This window comes from Pseudomonas sp. GW822-FHT07A10 (genome assembly GCF_058798795.1).
The window spans coordinates 40496-56998 of sequence record NZ_JBXAKV010000005.1; the positions used below are offsets into that span (position 1 = coordinate 40496).

The window sequence follows — 16503 nt, forward strand, 5'->3', positions numbered from 1 at the left end:
TTCATGAACGATCAGCAGGATGAAACGGTCAAGGACAGATCGACAGGGAGTCATCGATGTCATTCATGGAATCCGCCGGGCGTCAGGGCGTGGCCGAGTACCGTTCGTCCGTAGAACACAGCAACGCCTCTCACGCTCGGATAGCCGGAATCGATCCGGTGTTACTGCTGGCCTTCAGGGTCAGCGCCCGCTGTGGTTGTTTCATGCAAGCGGCCCGCAGTCTCAACATCAAGTCGACCCAGTTGCGTAAACAATTGGCGCAACTTGAAGCGCAACTGCAGCGCTCGCTGTTCTGCCATTCGGGCAATGGCTTTGCCCTCAGTCGTGACGGGTTGCAGCTTCAGGCGCAGTTGATGGCCTTGGCCCGTGAGCGCGATTTGCCAGTGATCGAACAGCCGTTGGTGCGCCTGGCCGTGGCCGAGTCGATCCTGCACGACATCCTCGGTCGCGACTTGGTCGCGCTGCTGCGGCGCAACGCCAGTGTGCGCCTGGACATCATCTCCCTCGATAGCGAGTTGTCCCTACGGGCGATCAGCGCCGATGTGGTGGTGTGGCTGGCGGGCACCGATTCGCCATCGCCAGGCCCCAGTTTCGCCATCAGCGAGCCCCAGCGCGTGGCACGGCTGGACTATCTGCCGCACATTGCCAAACGTTACTCGCGGGTCGCGGCCCGCCCGGACAGCCTGGGTGACCTGGCCGATTTCATGCTGGTGCAATGGCAGCACGACCGCCAGGTTGAGACCTTTGGGCCGTGGAACCGTCTGGTGGAGCAGCGTCTGGCGGGGGTGGTGCAGCTGCATTCCTATGAGTTGATGCTGGAGATGATCCGTTGCAGCGCCTGCATCGGTTTGCTGCCGCACTACATGAGCCGATTCGATCGAGGGCTGCTGGCGTTGCCCGGGCTGTTCAACCAACCGATGCAACGCCAGGTGTGGATGGCGGTCAATGCCGACTCCCGAAATGAGGCCGAGGTGCAGGGAATCGTCGAGCTGATCCGCAACACCTTCAACGAGCGGCGGGAGTGGTTCGAACAGCTCGACTGATCTTCTGGCAAGAGCATTTTTGTGGCGAGGGGGCTTGCACCGTAATAGAGTAAGCGGCCATGTACGCATCAAGGACGAAACATTCATGCCCGCTGACTCCGTCATTACCCTCGAACGCTTCAACGAATCCCACATCGAGGGCATCACCGCCCTCTATAACGACCCGGCCGTGGCCCGTCAGGTGCTGCAAATGCCGTTTCAGTCCACCGAAGTCTGGCGCCAACGCCTGATGGCGGACAACGAACGGGCGGTGAAATTGGTGGCGCTGCATCAGGGCTCGGTCATCGGTAACATCGGCCTGGAACAGTTTTCGCGAATCCGCCGCAGCCATGCAGGCAGCTTCGGCATGGGGGTTGCCGTGGCTTGGCAGGGCAAGGGTGTCGGTTCGAAACTGCTGGCGGCGGCGCTTGATGTCGCCGACAACTGGATGAACCTGCAACGGGTCGAACTCTCGGTGTACGCCGACAACGAAGCGGCCATCGGCCTGTACCGGAAATTCGGCTTCGAGACCGAAGGCCTGTTTCGCGACTATGCGGTGCGTGACGGTCGCTTGGTCGATACCCTGAGCATGGCGCGCCTGCGTCGCACGCCCAAGGCCGATTGAGTCAGTCGCCCAAGGCAAACGCCACCGCCGCCTGCGCATGCAGTTCGGTGGTGTCGAGCAGGGGCAGGGCGCTGTGCTCGGGTTTGATCAGCAGGCCGATTTCGGTACAGCCGAGGATGATCGCCTGGGCGCCGCGTTTGGTCAGCGTTTCGATCACCCGTTGATAGACTTGGCGCGATGCCTCGCTGATTACCCCGACGCACAACTCGTCATAGATGATCCGGTGCACCGCCTGACGCTCTTCAGCCTCCGGCACCAGCACCGTCAGGCCCTTGGCCGTCAGACGTGCCTTGAGAAAGTCCTGCTCCATGGTGAATGCAGTACCGAGCAGGCCCACCCGCAGAGCTCCGGCGTCCAGCGCCGCCTGAGCGGCCGGGTCGGCAATGTGCAGGAACGGAATATCAATCGCAGACTGAATCTGCCCGGCCACCTTGTGCATGGTGTTGGTACACAGCACCACGCACTCGGCGCCACCCGCTTCCAGACGCCGCGCGGCATCCACCAGAATCGCCGCCGCATCGTCCCAGCGCCCGGCATGCTGGGCCTGTTCGACAGGGCCGAAGTCGACGCTGTACATTAGCAATTTCGCCGAACGCAACGGCCCGAGGCGGTCGCGTACCTGCTGGTTGATAAGACGGTAATACTCGGCGCTGGACTCCCAGCTCATGCCGCCGATAAGGCCGATGGTGTGCATGTCGTGCTCCTGTGAATGGCAAACCCTTGGGGAGAGTGTCCAGTGGATCCTTGTTCCGATCTATCAGGAAATTTCACATGCCCGGTGTGCTGAGCGAGAACCTGTTGGGCGGCAGACTCTGCCTGCAACTCTTGCCCCGTGCGCCGTACAGCGCGCGGGATCCGGCGCAGTCGCAAACCCTCGGGGTGACGCTGGAACGTCAGCAGGGCGTGCATGCGATCGATTCTGACCGGCGGACGGATTTCGATACCTGGCCGGGCGTATTGGCGTATACGCCGGTCGGCGTGGAGGTGTTTTCCGAATCGGCCAGCGGTGGCGAGTATCTGCTGATGCTGCTGGACGAACAGTTCGCCAGCGAACAATTACCCAGTGTCGCCCACCGTGTGCAGTCTTGCGGCAATCGACGTGCGTTGACCATCGCACGTGAGATTCGTCGTCAGTTGCTTGCCACGCAGCCCGACCTGCTGGCGCTTGAGCAATGTGCCGTGGCGCTGGTTGACGTCGCGGGTTCGATAACCGATACAACGCAGCGTGCCACGCCCAAGGCCTTTGCCCGAGTCATGGAACAGATCGCCGAGCAGTTCCAGCATCCCCTGACGCTGGAACAATTGGCTGCCACCTATGGGCACAACGAACTGCGCTTTCTGCGCGATTTCACCCAGGCTATTGGCCTGACGCCTCACGCCTACCTCATTGAAGTGCGGCTTCAGGCCGCACGCAGGCTGATCGAGCGCACGGCTCTGCCCTTGGCCAGCATCGCTCTGGATGTCGGCTTCGCCCATCAGTCCCACATGGGCAGTGCCTTTCGCAAATACCTGGCCATGACCCCCAGCCAGTACCGCTCGCGCTTTTAGTCGTACGCCGGCCGCGCGCATCTGCCATGCTCAAAGTCCGCAGCACCGCTTCAACCAAAGGAACACCGCAATGGACGACGTACAGCAACTGGGCGAGATGCTTCGCCACTACGCAGAAAGCGAAGCGCACAAGAAGCAACTGTTTGAGGCGCAATCGGCCGTGTGGGCGACGCGCATCGGGGAGTTGTTCGATCAGATCCAGCAGTGGCTGGCACCGGTCCTGGCGCCGAATCTGCTGGAAGTGAACCGCGAGGCGTATGTCGCGTCCGGGCCGAGCGTGCCGGTGGAGACGTCGACGTTCAAGACCGAGAAACTGAGCGTCGTTATCGCCGGAAAACCGGTGGAGTTTGTGCCGGACGTGATGGGTGTTGGTGGGCAGATTTCCCTTGCCGTGATGGGGTTGACCGCGGCGCGCTATGGCAGTATTTCGCTGGTGTGCCTGCCACCGTCCAGCGCCTGGCAATGGCGCAAGACCAACGGCCTGAAAGACCCGGACACGTTTGCCTTCGATGCAAACTTTTTGGCGCAGCAACTGCAGAGCCTGATTCCCCGCGAGCGCAACTAATGTCCATGTGATCGACACTCAACCCTGTGGGAACGGGCTTTTGTGGCGAGGGGGCTTGCCCCCGTTGGGCCGCGCAGCGGACCCAGAACCTGCGAGCGCTGCGCACTCGAACGGGGGCAAGCCCCCTCGCCACAAGCCCGCTCCCACAGTGAATTGGGTGTACCTCAGATTTCGAGGTTGCCCCAGCCCGGCTTCGCCTCTTCCGGCGCCACCGCTTTCACTGTCTTGCCGGTAGCCAATTCCACCCGCCGCGCCACCTCGGGGTCATCGGCAAACGGAATCAGGCTGGCATCGTCCAGGCTCTCGGTCGTCTGCTGTTTCAAGCAGTATTCGATCGCCAGCCAAAGCCCCAGCACACCCAATAAATTCAACGCCATTTCGATCATGTCAGGCTCCTTGCCTCAGGCATACTGCGCTTCAAGTTCGGCCATCTTCACATCTGCAACCCGCACCGTACGCCACACGTTATAAGCCATCAGCAGCATGCCGCTGAGGAAGAACACCCCGCCGACAAACCGCACGATGAAGCCCGGATGGCTGGCCTGCAACGCCTCGACGAACGAGTAGGTCAGCGTGCCGTCGTCGTTGATCGCACGCCACATCAAGCCCTGGGTGATGCCGTTGACCCACATCGAGGCGATGTACAGCACGGTGCCGATGGTCGCCAGCCAGAAGTGCAGGTTGATCAGCGGCACGCTGTGCATTTGCGTGCGGCCAAAGACTTTCGGGACCATGTGGTAGATGGCGCCGAAGGTGATCATCGCTACCCAGCCGAGCGCGCCGGCGTGCACGTGGCCGATGGTCCAGTCGGTGTAGTGGGAGAGGGCATTGACCGTCTTGATCGCCATCATTGGCCCTTCGAAGGTCGACATGCCGTAGAAGGCCAGGGATAGCACGAGGAAGCGCAGGATCGGGTCGGTGCGCAACTTATGCCAGGCCCCCGACAGCGTCATCATACCGTTGATCATCCCGCCCCAGCTCGGCGCCAGCAGAATCAGCGACATCGCCATGCCCAGAGACTGCGCCCAGTCCGGCAACGCGGTGTAGTGCAAATGGTGCGGACCGGCCCAGATGTACAGGGTGATCAGCGCCCAGAAATGCACGATCGACAAGCGATAGGAATACACCGGCCGACCCACCTGTTTCGGCACGAAGTAATACATCATGCCGAGGAACCCGGTGGTGAGGAAAAAGCCCACCGCGTTGTGCCCGTACCACCACTGCACCATGGCGTCGGTGGCCCCGGAGTACACCGGATACGACTTGAACCAGTCCACCGGAATCGACAGGTGATTGACCACGTGCAGCATGGCGATCACCACGATGAACGCGCCGAAGAACCAGTTGCCGACGTAGATATGCTTGGTCTTGCGGCGCACCACGGTGGTGAAAAACACGATGGCATAGGCGAGCCAGACCACCGTCATCCACACCGCGCCGGAGAACTCGATCTCGGCGTATTCCTTGGTGGTCGTGTAGCCCAGCGGCAGGCTGATCAGCATCACCACGATCACCGATTGCCAGCCCCAGAAGGTGAATGCAGCGAGTTTGTCCGAGAACAGCCGAGCCTGGCAGGTGCGCTGCACGGCGTAGTAACTGGCGGCGAATTGCGCGCTGCCGGCAAAGCCGAAAATCACCAGGCTGGTGTGCAGCGGGCGCAAGCGGCCGAAGGTGGTCCACGGCAGGTCGAGGTTCATCTCGGGCCATACCAGTTGCGAGGCGATCCATACCCCCATCGCCATCCCGACGACGCCCCATACCACGGTTGCCACGACGAATTGGCGGACGACCTTGTAGTTATAGGCCAGTCCGATTGTTGCTGTGCTCATGGTCAGTTCTTCCACGGTTGCAAAGTCTTGCCAGGCCACCCGGTCTGGCATGCGATGAACTGTAGAAACCCTGCCGGAAACAAAACAGTCTCAGGAAACTTTCATTTATACGGATCAGATGCGGGGCAAGCCTGCGGCCATCAGTCGCGTCCTGATACGATTTTTTAGTGTTTAGCTGAATCTGTAACACGCTGCGCTGCTGCCGCATAGTTGCACCCCAAGAACGAGCCGCAGAGTTCGATCCACCGCAACTCCTGTGGGAGCGGCCTGTGGCGAGGGGGCTTGCCCCCGTTTGAGTGCGTAGCACTCACAAGATCTTCGGTGTATCAGAGATTTTGGGGCTGCTTCGCAACCCAACGGGGGCAAGCCCCCTCGCCACAGGAGCTCCCACTGGTTCTGCGCAAAATTCCTGATGAGGTGGCAGCCACATGTATCAATACGATGACTATGACCGGGCCCTGGTGTTCGAGCGTGTTGCGCAGTTTCGCGATCAGGTCGAACGTTTCATGGCCGGCGAATTGAGCGAAGAAGAGTTCCTGCCCCTGCGTTTGCAGAATGGCCTGTACATGCAAAAACACGCCTACATGCTGCGCGTGGCGATTCCTTACGGCACCCTGAGCACCAGGCAAATGCGCACTCTGGCGAGCATTGCCCGGGACTACGATCGTGGTTACGGCCACTTCACCACCCGGCAAAACATGCAGTTCAACTGGATCGAACTGGCCCAGGTCCCGGACATCCTCGAACGCCTGGCCCAAGTGGAAATGCACGCGATCCAGACCTCCGGCAACTGCGTGCGCAACATCACCACCGAAGCCTTCGCCGGTGTTGCGGCGGACGAGCTGATGGACCCGCGTCCGCTGGCGGAGATCCTGCGGCAATGGTCGACCATCAACCCGGAATTCCTGTACCTGCCACGCAAGTTCAAGATCGCCATCTGCTCGGCGAAACAGGACCGCGCGGCGATCATGATGCATGACATCGGTCTTTATCTTTATCGTGACGACAGCGGGCAAATGCTCTTGCGGGTGATCGTGGGCGGCGGGTTGGGGCGTACGCCGATTCTCGGTCTGCAGATTCGCGAAGGCTTGCCGTGGCAGCATTTGCTGTCTTATGTCGAGGCGGTGCTGCGGGTCTACAACCGCCACGGACGGCGCGATAACAAGTACAAGGCGCGGATCAAGATTCTGGTCAAGGCCCTGGGGATAGAAGCATTCGCCAAGGAAGTGGAGGAGGAGTGGCAACACCTCAAGGACGGCCCGGCGCAGTTGACCGACGTCGAGTATGAGCGTGTTGCCAGTGCCTTTGTGCCACCCGATTACCGTTCACTGGCCGGCACCGACCTGGACTTCGGCACGCGCCTGGCCGAGCACCCGGCGTTCGCCCGTTGGGTGGCGCGCAACGTTCAGCCGCACAAGGTGCCGGGTTACGCCAGTGTGGTGCTGTCGACCAAACCGGGTATCGCCGCGCCGCCGGGGGATGTTACTGCCGAACAAATGGAAGCGGTGGCGCAATGGTCCGAGCAGTTCGGTTTCGGCGAAATCCGCATCGCCCATGAACAGAACATCGTCCTGCCGGACGTGCCCAAGGCAGACCTTTATGCGCTGTGGTGCCTGGCCTGCGAGCAAGGCCTGGGGAGTGCCAACATCGGCTTGCTGACTGACATCATCGCTTGCCCCGGCGGCGACTTCTGCGCCCTGGCCAACGCCAAGTCGATCCCCATCGCGCAAGCGATTCAGGCACGTTTCGACGATCTTGATTACCTGCATGACCTGGGCGACATCAGCCTGAACATCTCCGGCTGCATGAACGCCTGCGGCCATCACCACATCGGCAACATCGGCATTCTTGGCGTCGACAAGAACGGCAGCGAGTGGTACCAGATCACCCTCGGCGGCGCCCAGGGCAAGGACAGCGCGCTGGGCAAGGTCATTGGTCCGTCCTTCAGCGCCGCCGAAGTGCCCGATGTGATTGAACGGATCATCGGCACGTTCGTGCGCTACCGCGAGAGCGAAGAACTGTTCGTCGATACCCTGGCGCGCATCGGTCTGGAGCCGTTCAAGGAACGTGTCTACCCGAAAGTGCTGGAGGTGTCGGTATGAACAATCTGCTGCGTTTGCGAGAGGGCGGCGCCGAGTGGGTGCGCGACGACCCATGGCAGTTGATTCGTGAAACGACCGGTGAACTCCCGGCCGGGCCGCTGATCCTGCCGTTACCCCAGTGGCTGGCCCTTAATGCCGACACCACAACCGCGCTCGAAGGTGTCTGGCTCGGTCCTGACGACGAAGTGGCAAATCTGATTCCGTGGTTCCCCGACCTGCCGCTGATTGCCCTGGACTTCCCGAGTTTTCGTGACGGACGCGCTTACAGCCAGGCCTATCTGTTGCGCACGCGATTCGGATGGCAAGGCGAATTGCGCGCGATTGGCGATGTGCTGCGCGATCAACTCAGCCACATGCGCCAATGCGGTTTCGACAGCTTTGCCGTGCGTGAAGACAAGTCTGCCGAAGATGCGCTGAAGGGACTGGCGGGGATGAGCGTGTTGTATGGGCGTTCGGTGATTGAGCCGCGGCCGTTGTTTCGGCGACGCTGACAAGTCAAGACGCAGAACCTGTAGGAGTGAGGCTTACCCGCGAAGAATGCGCCGAGGTGTCCAGGTATTACGCGTCATCGTTCTTCGCGGGCAAGCCTCGCTCCTACAGGGATTTCCCTCGTATGGGCATTTTTGCTTGGGCCACTGATGGCATTTTGATAGGGTCCGCGTCTCATAAGGAGTGTGGAGCCGCTGCAGTGGTCCTACGGCGTTGCGCCGATTTTCATGGAACAGGTCAAGATCAAACCCCTGAGCCGTAACCTGTCTTCGGTCAACAAAAGTGCCTACGCCGAACTTGAGTCCCGGCCCATCGACGTCCAGGGGCGTGCGACCGACTTTCCGTTCGACACCTACCGTTACGGTTACAAACCGGTGTTGTACTACCTCAAGGGTAACGAGCGCGTCGACCTGCGTTTCAAAAACGTCACCACCAGCATGCAGATGTCCAACACCTTTACGCCGATCCAGAAGTACAACCGTGTCGAGTACATCAACGAGAAAAATTCGCTGATCAGTGAGCAGGACTACAAGCCCTACGGCGCCAACGAATGCGCGTTCAGCGTCGAGCGCAAGGGCTCATTCAAGGTGATTGTGTTGCTGTTGTTGCTGGTGATGTGCCTGCCGCTGCTGCACGTGTTCTATCGCGACGAGCCGGGCATCGACTTTCTCGCGACGCTGGTGAGTATTGGCGCGATCCGGGTGTTCCTGGTGGGGCCGTTGAACGATTTCCAGTTGTACACCATCGACTTCCTGTTCGGCGCGGTGATCATCCTGGTGGGCACGGTATCGTTGATCAAGGCGATGCGGGCCAATAGCCGGCGGGAGTTGGCAGCGAAAAGCGGGTCTTCGTGGTGATGGCCGCAACCGTGGCGAGAGCTGAAAATTGTGATTTTCGATACAAAAACGCCGGGCATTAGCTATACCTGTAACTCTCGTAGGTAATACCGTTGCCGTCCTTCTGACAGGAGTTAAAGCATGAAGCTTGCGTTAATGATGAGCACACTGTGCATCGCCTCTCTCGGGGTGGCGGGTTGCGCCAGCAAAGTCGTCGAGCCAGACCAGTACTCCGGCTTTCTCAAGGACTACAGCCAGCTCAAGGAAGCCAAGTCGCCATCGGGCGCCGTGGTGATGCGCTGGGTCGATCCCAAGCTCAACGTCAACAAATACACCAGTGCCTACATCGAGCCGACTCAGCTCTATCCCAAACCGCAGCCAACAGCGAAAATCCCTCAGACCACGTTGAACGGCATCACCAGCTACTACGATCAGGCGCTCAAGCGCGAACTGGGTAAATCCCTGCCACTGGCCAGCGGCCCCGGCCCAGGCGTGATCGTGGTGCGTGCGGCGATTACCGCCGTCAGCAGCAAGACCGAAAGCCTCAAGCCTTATGAAGTGATCCCGATTGCCTTGGTGGCGGCAGCCGTCAGCACCGCGAGCGGTATTCGCGATCAGCAAACCGATCTGGCCACCGAAGCGGTGTTTCTCGATGGCAGCACCAATAAAGTCATCGCCCAGGTGGTGCGCAAGGGCACCGGCAAACCGCTGGAAAACGAAGCTCAGGTGATGAAAGCCGATGACGTGAAAAACGTGATCGATGGCTGGGCTTCGGACATGAATCAGTCGTTTGTAAAATTCAAGTCCAAGTAACGCGGGTTTATTGTTCGCGCAAGATCGTTCCCAGGCATGGGAACGATCAATCCCCTTGGCTATTCCCCCGGGATGTCGGCCGGTATGACAGTGAGCGCAACCGGCGCCGCATGACTTTGCATTGTCTGGGCACCGACACCACAACTTGCGAAAAGCGCCATCAGGCTGAATCCCGCAACGCGAAGCAAACCTTTCATAGACGTTTCCTCATTTTCCGAAGATGACATTCAGTCCGGCCAATAGCGTGAACGGTGGCTGGTCATTGCCGCCAAAACCAGGGGATGCAGTGGTCGTTTCTCAAGTGAAGGCCCTTTTTTACTCTAGCAGCTGGTTGTCGCGTCAACCGTCTGATCGTGCCGCTCTTTTATCGAACTCATCCTTTTGATGTGTCGGCTTGGTGGCCGATCCTTCGATATAAATCCCATCCGATAACTATGTACCGCACCTGACCACTGCTCCATCGACATGCTGTGCCCTACAGACAAGGAGTGACTGTATGGCACAACAAATACATAACGATGGATCGTCAGGAAGTGTCGTCATCAGGTCGGGACCGCCCGCTTCGAGTGGTGGTTCTGGCGGTGGTTTTGGCGGTGGCGGAGGGGTTTCAGGCGGGTTCGGTAAAACCAGCAAGAACAAGCAAAAGGCCCGAAGGCGGGCCATAGAAGCGGATCGTCAGAAAAAGCAAAAAGAGCGCGAGCAGGCCGAGGCGGCTCAAGCACAGGCTCAGGAACAGGCCCGTGTTCAGGCCCTTCACCAGTTTCTTGCGGGGCTGGCGCAGCGTCATGACGCCATCAGAGCCGAGGTGGATCGTCGCTTTGCCGACAAGGCCGGTCAACTCGCGTCATCTCTCGAACACGAAATATCGGCTGCGCGACGGCCACCCAATAGCGACTCGAGCGAACGCTGGCAGCTTTATCTGATAACCAAGGAAAAAAACGAGATCGACGGGCTTACCACCCGTAAAACCGCCGAGCTCGATGCAAAAAACGCGGTTGCTCGGTCCTTCGATGGACACGATCCATTCGCCCGCACCTCGAACGATTACCTGACGCGACTGGGGCAGTTTGGTCAGGCACTCAATGACGGCCATCAGATATGGGAAAACGCCTATAACGCGGCCCATGAAGCCCGATTGCTGACATCGCAAATCAATGCGCTCACGGACAAATCCAATGCGCTGGCAAGGCATCACGCCGAGCAGACAGTCGTCTGGCGCGAAAGGGAAGCCGTGTGGGAGGCCCAGCGTCAGTACGCCGAGCAGCGTGAAGCACGGGTTCGCTTCAAGCAGCAAGCCGATGAAGATGTACGGGTTGAACGGGTCAGGCAGGCTAACACGCTGACTATTCCCGTTACCTCGGTTGCCGCTGGCGGGATGGTTTTGACGCGTGACGGCGCATTCGTGGCGCGGCAAGCGGCGGCAGTGCTTGAGGCGGCGGTACAGTCTGCCGTCAGCACCCTCATCGATTTCGGACGCATTGCCGCAAAAACGGGGCCGGTGTTCGTCACCGCGATGGTGTACTCGCCCACCCTCGGCAACAGTGAGTTGAGCGTCGAGCAACGTCGGCGTTTGTTCCAGGCTGTCGCCATTCCCGCGCAAGCGCTGGGGCTTTCCGATGGTCGAGCACTGCAATCGATTGCTGATTCCGGTGGCTCGGTGGAGGCGGCATACCGGCTCAAACCCGAAGCCGTGTCAGAGGGCACCGCCATCATTGCTGTCGCTACCGGCGATGAGATTGATGCTGATGTGCCGGTCATCAATGCGGTACTCGACCCGCTGACCGGGTTCTACAACGCAAAGATCCCCGGATTCCCGACCAGGCACCTTCAATTCGCGCCGGGCGCTGCCGCTCAGGCTGCCACGACGAGCCAGGCGGGGCTGGCGAAGTTGACGCCGCAGATCCAGCACATCCCGGTAGGTGTCGACCTGCGCATTCAGGACTGCATTGTTTGCGTACCAGGCTTACCACCGACTTACCTGTCCTTCAATCAGCCACCTATGGGTTCGGGTGTCGTCACTGGGAGCGGTCAACCGGCCACGGCTGACTGGTGGAAAACGGCACGCAAGGTGACAGGCGCCGCCATTCCGACACAGATCGGCGATCAGTTTCGAGGTCGCGAAATCAACTCGTTCGGCGCTTTTGACGAGACGCTGTGGCGAACGCTGGGCGAGCATCCGGCGCTCACGGCCCAGTTCGATGAGGTCAATAAAAAACGCATCGAACAAGGTTTTGCACCCTATGCGCCAAAAAGCACTTGGGTTGGTGAACGGCGTGAATTCGAGCTGCGTTATCAAGAGCTTGCGGAGTTGGGTGAAACCCCCTTCAACCTCGACAAAATCAGCATCACCACGCCGCAAAGCACCCACGGACAGTTGGGGATCACCCCTGCGGTTCTGCCTTGGCCGATTAACCCCGTTGGCGTCGGAACCTGGACACCTCTCGTTCCGCCGGGTATCGAACACCTCGATCCTACAACCTCACCGGTTACACCGTCGATTCCAGCGGTTTATCCCGGCACCCCGGTCATCCCGGTCCTACCGCAAAACGAGACCTTTCCGGCTGTTGACGAAGGGCAGATCGGTGCCAGTATTCCTGGGTATCCGGCGGATATGGAGTTGCCCTCGTCGGATGTGTTGTTTCTGGATCGGCGGGATGATCCGGGGGTTGCTACGGGGGTTGGGCAGACGGTTACAGGGATTTGGTTGGGGGAGGCTGCAAGAGCAGAGGGTGCGGCGGTTCCTGTCCAGATTGCGGATCAGCTAAGGGGTAGGGAATTTGCCAATTTTCATCGGTTCAGGCGGGCGTTTTGGAGGACTGTTGCGGCGGATACGACATTGAATCACCAGTTTAGTGCTCACAATTTGAACAGAATGCGCGAGGGGCTCTCTCCGTACCCGCCGTTAGCTGACCAAAGCGGCGGACGCAAAACGTTCGAACTTCATCATGATGTTGAAGTTTCAAAAGGTGGGGAGGTCTACGGCTTGGACAACATATCGGTAATGACTCCAAAACGTCATATTCAACTGCACAAAGGGAATGGCAATCATGATTTTTAAAGAGAGGCTGGAGGACTACACAGAAGCGGAGTTTTTATCTTTTTTGGAGGAGTTTTCCAATCAATCAAGTGGTTTGAAAGGGCAGGCGTTGGAGGATTACAGGGACAGACTCCTCACGCATTTTGAACGTGTCACTGAGCATCCAGGCCGTTCAGACGTCATCTTCTACCCCAAAGAAGGCCAGGAAGACAGTCCTGAGGGCATCCTGAAAGAAGTCAAAGAATGGCGTGCACGTAATAACAAGCCCGGCTTCAAACCAGAGTAACTGCACTGATCTAAACGCAAACAATTCACACGCATCTGCTCATCACAATATGAGCAGATGTCGTTACCTGGGCAGTTGTGCGCCAGAAACAAGGAAGCAATAAAGATGGAACTAAAAACAACACTCAAGGATTACACCGAACCGGAATTCCAGGCTCTGGTCGACAGGATCTGGGCTGTCGATTTACCGAAAACGGACCACGATCAATTGATCAATCATTTCGACCGCATCGCCGGTCACCCCAAAGGTGCGGACCTGCTGTTTTATCCGCCAGAGGCTAGCTACAACGCCTACTCATCCGGCTCGGTCGTGTATTACGTCAAAGGCTGGCACCACAAACAGGGCCGTACTGCGTTCAAGGGGGAAAGTGTTCCCGTCCCCAAACCTGTTGCGACAGGGCCCAAAGCGCCGTTGACCCTGGCGCAGATGACGCAGCGGCGAATTGCACACAACCTGGCTGACGTACAAAAAGTCGCTGTAGATCTGACGGTCTCCGAGCGAGCGGCAGAAGCGGCACTCGCTGTGTTCGAGCAACGAATAAAGCACCTGCGTCAACGACAGAGCGCACACGTGGACATCCGTGTGCGTGAAGCGGACATCCGTGCCCTGGAGGCTTCCGAACTTGAAGCGCGCCTGGCAGCCCACCGGTACGAATTCTGGAAAATGCGCATCGAGTTCAAACGAGACAGCGCCCACCGTGAACTGCCCTACGCCGGGTCCGAACACGCGCAGTGGCAAAGCATCGCCCAGCAGATCAACGCCACTTACGACCGTTATCTGACGAAATTGAATGAGATCAATCAACGCCTCCACCGCTTTCAAGTGGACGCTGAAACGTCGCTGGTGGCCGCGCAAACACAACTCGTTGATCAGCGTTATCAGCAGGGAACAGGGCCGACTCAGGCATCCGGGCTGCTTTTTGCACCGCTTGCCTTTGCCAATACGCGACCAGGTATTTTCCTGGATGGTGGTCTTTCGCAACCCTTGGAGACTCATCGGGTCGCGCTGCAAAAAGCCATACGCTCGGCGGTGGCGGAGTTTACCTGGCAGATCACCTCGGGAGCCCAAGACCATCAAGGTCAATACGCAGCCGTGCTGCAATTCGATTTTTCCAGTCGCGCCGAAGTGGGGAGGTATGGGATCAGCGTTCCTCTGTCCGAGTTGCTGCCGATCGAGGGCCAGGATTGGCAAGGCCTGGCCGCGATGGAGGCCGAAGTCGATCTTCCGTTCAGGATGAGCAGCGGCACATACGCCGTTCCACCAGGGACGATGTCCCGAGGGCTTAGAGAAATAAAGACGTTGCTACAAGTGGCCATTACGCCAACGAATGGCAGCGTATTGTCGTCCAGGGTGAGGGTGCGAGCCGCCATCTGGAATGAGCAACTGAAGACCTACTGCTTCACCGCTGACGGGCCGGCCCCGGAGACTGTGAGCTGGAGCGCGCCGGCCCCCTTCGAAAGCACATCGACCCTGGCACCAGCCCCCGAGTATCGACTGGGATTCCTCCGATCTTCACCCGTGCCAGTATTGGAGTCCTTCAGCGACTTGGCTGCGATTGGTTTCGATGACTATGTCGTCGTCTTTCCGCCAGCGTCTGGCCTGGACCCGCTTTACATCCTGTTCAGAGACCGGCGCGAATATCCCGAAATGGCCCTGGCTGCAGCAAAGTCTTGAGGCGACTTTGCCCTAACGTATCTGCTGTTCCGTCATCTCGCCAAACAAAGGAATGCTTCTCGTCTATGCCTGTTCTGGAACTCACCACCTTAATCCCCAACCGCACGCCTGAGTTCGTCCTCGACTTTTGCCTGGAAGGTCTCAGCTTCCCGAAGATCTTTCCGGAGCGTGTCACACTGTTGAGCGATCTCGACTTGAGTAACCTGCGCATTGAAGCGGGTCGTCAATTGCGCTTTTGCCACTGGATGTTCAATCTCATCCCGGCTAACTGGACGGTGGTGATACGTGAAGTCGGCGATCACCATTTCATCGATGAAATGCTCAAAGGCCCGATGGCTGAGTATCGTCATGAACATCGGGTCGAGGCGGCACAGGGCGGGACGCTGTACACCGACCGGGTCACCTACAAGGTGATTGGCGGCGCCCTTGTGGAGTGGTTGCTGGTTAATGGCTACATGCGGAGGGTTTTTGCGGCACGGCACCGTAATATGCTGAAGTTGCTCGGTTAAGCCGCCCATATGCGGTCTTGTGGGAGCTGGCTTGCTCGCGAAGGCGCGACAGCTCCCACGGGTATCAGATGTGCATCAGTGCTTCTTCGCCTGTGCCCGCACGCGCTCTTCCTGTTCACGCAGTTCCGGGGTGAACTCGGCACCGAAATCTTCGGCCTCGAACACCTGGCGAATCTCGATCTCGGCCTCTGTACCCGGCATCGGATTGGGGCAGCGCTTGACCCACTCGATCGCTTCCTCTTTCGACTTCACCTGCCACAGCCAGTAGCCGGCGATCAGCTCTTTGGTTTCGGCGAACGGGCCGTCGATCACTGTGCGTTTATCTCCCGAGAAACGCACGCGGGCACCTTTACTGCTGGGCTGCAGGCCATCGCAGTCGATGAGGATGCCGGCCTTGGCCAGTTCCTCGTTGTAATTGCCCATTGCGGTCATCAGTTCTTCGCTGGGCATCACGCCGGCCTCGGAATCGGGGCTGGCTTTTACAATGATCATGAATCGCATGGTCTTGTCTCCGTTGAAGTTGAGTGATTCATTGCATAGTCGAATGGGCGTGACTTGAATCGACAATGCACCTAAACAAAAATTGTCCTTTTCGTTTTAGTCGATGTTGTAGGGAACAGATGTATTTTCGACATCCTCCTCGCGATCAAATATTCCTGTGAGACCTATCCAACGACCAACGGAAGGTGCCCTTCATGCCCGTACTGGAACTCACTACACTGATTCCCGACCGCACTCCCGGGCAAGTCCTCGACTTCTGCCTGGAAGGCGCCAATTTCCCGAAGATCTTTCCGGAACGGGTCACGTCGCGGGGTGATATCGACCTGGATAACCTGCGCATCGAAGCCGGGCGCGAGTTTCGCTTCAGGCACTGGATGTTCAACCTGATCCCGTCGAACTGGACGGTGGTGATCCGGGAGGTTGGCGACACGCATTTCATCGATGAAATGTTCAAGGGGCCGCTGCGTGCCTTTCGTCATGAACATCGGGTGGCGGCGGGTGAGGGCGGTACGCTGTACACCGACCGCGTGACCTATGCGGCGATTGGCGGTGCCTTGACTGAAGGGCTGCTGGTGAATGCCTACATGCGGCGGATTTTCGCGGCGCGGCACCGCAATATGCTGCGGTTGCTTGGGTAGTGCACGTGCATCCAGCCCTGTGGAATTGC

At 58.9% G+C, this 16503-nt stretch carries 16 protein-coding genes and 1 pseudogene; 13 read left to right on the forward strand and 4 right to left on the reverse strand.

Annotated features, from left to right (window positions below; translation table 11 throughout):
- Positions 1-56 precede the first annotated feature (56 nt).
- Together AC1RL4_RS10455 and AC1RL4_RS10460 are read left to right on the forward strand one after the other, a co-directional pair.
- Positions 57-1043: a LysR family transcriptional regulator gene (locus AC1RL4_RS10455; protein ID WP_230172551.1), complete on the forward strand. Its 987-nt coding sequence runs from the start codon at positions 57-59 to the stop codon at positions 1041-1043.
- Positions 1044-1128: 85 nt separating this feature from the next.
- A complete protein-coding gene (locus AC1RL4_RS10460; protein WP_019579290.1) occupies positions 1129-1647 on the forward strand; it encodes a GNAT family N-acetyltransferase in 519 nt (172 codons plus the stop codon).
- Between the two features lies 1 nt (position 1648).
- On the opposite strand, the gene AC1RL4_RS10465 is transcribed toward AC1RL4_RS10460, so the two are convergent.
- Positions 1649-2341 carry an aspartate/glutamate racemase family protein gene (locus tag AC1RL4_RS10465; protein WP_028940471.1) on the reverse strand — a complete coding sequence of 231 codons (693 nt, stop codon included), beginning with the start codon at positions 2339-2341 and terminating at the stop codon, positions 1649-1651.
- Positions 2342-2418: 77 nt separating this feature from the next.
- On the opposite strand from AC1RL4_RS10465, the gene AC1RL4_RS10470 reads away from it, so the two are divergent.
- Together AC1RL4_RS10470 and AC1RL4_RS10475 are read left to right on the forward strand one after the other, a co-directional pair.
- The gene (locus tag AC1RL4_RS10470; protein WP_028940472.1) at positions 2419-3195 is read left to right on the forward strand and encodes a helix-turn-helix domain-containing protein; all 777 of its coding nucleotides are present in this window, start codon (positions 2419-2421) and stop codon (positions 3193-3195) included.
- A gap of 70 nt (positions 3196-3265) precedes the next feature.
- On the forward strand, positions 3266-3760 hold the full coding sequence (locus AC1RL4_RS10475; RefSeq protein ID WP_019579287.1) for a hypothetical protein: 495 nt from the start codon (positions 3266-3268) through the stop codon (positions 3758-3760).
- A gap of 164 nt (positions 3761-3924) precedes the next feature.
- Here the strand turns inward: AC1RL4_RS10475 and AC1RL4_RS10480 are convergent, their stop codons facing one another.
- Positions 3925-4146 carry a hypothetical protein gene (locus AC1RL4_RS10480; protein ID WP_019579286.1) on the reverse strand — a complete coding sequence of 74 codons (222 nt, stop codon included), beginning with the start codon at positions 4144-4146 and terminating at the stop codon, positions 3925-3927.
- A gap of 15 nt (positions 4147-4161) precedes the next feature.
- Positions 4162-5589 carry a cytochrome-c oxidase, cbb3-type subunit I gene (gene ccoN, locus AC1RL4_RS10485; RefSeq protein ID WP_230172553.1) on the reverse strand — a complete coding sequence of 476 codons (1428 nt, stop codon included), beginning with the start codon at positions 5587-5589 and terminating at the stop codon, positions 4162-4164.
- A 428-nt stretch (positions 5590-6017) separates the two neighbouring features.
- Between ccoN and AC1RL4_RS10490 the strand changes: the two genes are divergently transcribed.
- The 8 genes and pseudogenes from AC1RL4_RS10490 (at position 6018) to AC1RL4_RS10525 (ending at position 15335) form a co-directional block, all read left to right on the forward strand.
- Positions 6018-7691 carry a nitrite/sulfite reductase gene (locus AC1RL4_RS10490; RefSeq protein WP_230172554.1) on the forward strand — a complete coding sequence of 558 codons (1674 nt, stop codon included), beginning with the start codon at positions 6018-6020 and terminating at the stop codon, positions 7689-7691.
- Complete coding sequence (locus tag AC1RL4_RS10495; protein WP_028940476.1) at positions 7688-8182, forward strand: DUF934 domain-containing protein; 495 nt, start codon at positions 7688-7690, stop codon at positions 8180-8182. Before AC1RL4_RS10490 ends, AC1RL4_RS10495 begins: the two co-directional genes overlap by 4 nt.
- A 183-nt stretch (positions 8183-8365) precedes the next feature.
- Positions 8366-9037: pseudogene (locus AC1RL4_RS10500) on the forward strand (hypothetical protein); the annotation flags it as partial.
- 120 nt (positions 9038-9157) lie between these two features.
- Positions 9158-9829 carry a DUF3313 domain-containing protein gene (locus tag AC1RL4_RS10505; RefSeq protein ID WP_230172556.1) on the forward strand — a complete coding sequence of 224 codons (672 nt, stop codon included), beginning with the start codon at positions 9158-9160 and terminating at the stop codon, positions 9827-9829.
- 496 nt (positions 9830-10325) lie between these two features.
- Positions 10326-12887, forward strand: a complete 2562-nt coding sequence (locus tag AC1RL4_RS10510; protein ID WP_230172557.1) for a pyocin-S2/colicin E7-DNase domain-containing protein — start codon at positions 10326-10328, stop codon at positions 12885-12887.
- On the forward strand, positions 12877-13152 hold the full coding sequence (locus AC1RL4_RS10515; RefSeq protein ID WP_230172559.1) for a bacteriocin immunity protein: 276 nt from the start codon (positions 12877-12879) through the stop codon (positions 13150-13152). Before AC1RL4_RS10510 ends, AC1RL4_RS10515 begins: the two co-directional genes overlap by 11 nt.
- Positions 13153-13257: 105 nt before the next feature.
- A complete protein-coding gene (locus AC1RL4_RS10520) occupies positions 13258-14826 on the forward strand; it encodes an S-type pyocin domain-containing protein (protein ID WP_230172561.1) in 1569 nt (522 codons plus the stop codon).
- Between the two features lie 65 nt (positions 14827-14891).
- Positions 14892-15335: an SRPBCC family protein gene (locus AC1RL4_RS10525; RefSeq protein ID WP_019650013.1), complete on the forward strand. Its 444-nt coding sequence runs from the start codon at positions 14892-14894 to the stop codon at positions 15333-15335.
- Positions 15336-15410: 75 nt separating this feature from the next.
- On the opposite strand, the gene AC1RL4_RS10530 is transcribed toward AC1RL4_RS10525, so the two are convergent.
- On the reverse strand, positions 15411-15836 hold the full coding sequence (locus AC1RL4_RS10530) for a YciI family protein (RefSeq protein WP_019579276.1): 426 nt from the start codon (positions 15834-15836) through the stop codon (positions 15411-15413).
- A gap of 194 nt (positions 15837-16030) precedes the next feature.
- Between AC1RL4_RS10530 and AC1RL4_RS10535 the strand changes: the two genes are divergently transcribed.
- Positions 16031-16474, forward strand: coding sequence for an SRPBCC family protein (locus AC1RL4_RS10535; protein WP_230172562.1), 444 nt, complete (start codon positions 16031-16033; stop codon positions 16472-16474).
- Positions 16475-16503: the final 29 nt, after the last annotated feature.

Coding starts and splice junctions, on each gene's coding strand:
- AC1RL4_RS10455 (WP_230172551.1), top strand. CDS start 57: ATGTCATTCATGGAATCCGCCGGGCGTCAGGGCGTGGCCGAGTACCGT.
- AC1RL4_RS10460 (WP_019579290.1), top strand. CDS start 1,129: ATGCCCGCTGACTCCGTCATTACCCTCGAACGCTTCAACGAATCCCAC.
- AC1RL4_RS10465 (WP_028940471.1), bottom strand. CDS start 2,341: ATGCACACCATCGGCCTTATCGGCGGCATGAGCTGGGAGTCCAGCGCC.
- AC1RL4_RS10470 (WP_028940472.1), top strand. CDS start 2,419: ATGCCCGGTGTGCTGAGCGAGAACCTGTTGGGCGGCAGACTCTGCCTG.
- AC1RL4_RS10475 (WP_019579287.1), top strand. CDS start 3,266: ATGGACGACGTACAGCAACTGGGCGAGATGCTTCGCCACTACGCAGAA.
- AC1RL4_RS10480 (WP_019579286.1), bottom strand. CDS start 4,146: ATGATCGAAATGGCGTTGAATTTATTGGGTGTGCTGGGGCTTTGGCTG.
- ccoN (WP_230172553.1), bottom strand. CDS start 5,589: ATGAGCACAGCAACAATCGGACTGGCCTATAACTACAAGGTCGTCCGC.
- AC1RL4_RS10490 (WP_230172554.1), top strand. CDS start 6,018: ATGTATCAATACGATGACTATGACCGGGCCCTGGTGTTCGAGCGTGTT.
- AC1RL4_RS10495 (WP_028940476.1), top strand. CDS start 7,688: ATGAACAATCTGCTGCGTTTGCGAGAGGGCGGCGCCGAGTGGGTGCGC.
- AC1RL4_RS10505 (WP_230172556.1), top strand. CDS start 9,158: ATGAAGCTTGCGTTAATGATGAGCACACTGTGCATCGCCTCTCTCGGG.
- AC1RL4_RS10510 (WP_230172557.1), top strand. CDS start 10,326: ATGGCACAACAAATACATAACGATGGATCGTCAGGAAGTGTCGTCATC.
- AC1RL4_RS10515 (WP_230172559.1), top strand. CDS start 12,877: ATGATTTTTAAAGAGAGGCTGGAGGACTACACAGAAGCGGAGTTTTTA.
- AC1RL4_RS10520 (WP_230172561.1), top strand. CDS start 13,258: ATGGAACTAAAAACAACACTCAAGGATTACACCGAACCGGAATTCCAG.
- AC1RL4_RS10525 (WP_019650013.1), top strand. CDS start 14,892: ATGCCTGTTCTGGAACTCACCACCTTAATCCCCAACCGCACGCCTGAG.
- AC1RL4_RS10530 (WP_019579276.1), bottom strand. CDS start 15,836: ATGCGATTCATGATCATTGTAAAAGCCAGCCCCGATTCCGAGGCCGGC.
- AC1RL4_RS10535 (WP_230172562.1), top strand. CDS start 16,031: ATGCCCGTACTGGAACTCACTACACTGATTCCCGACCGCACTCCCGGG.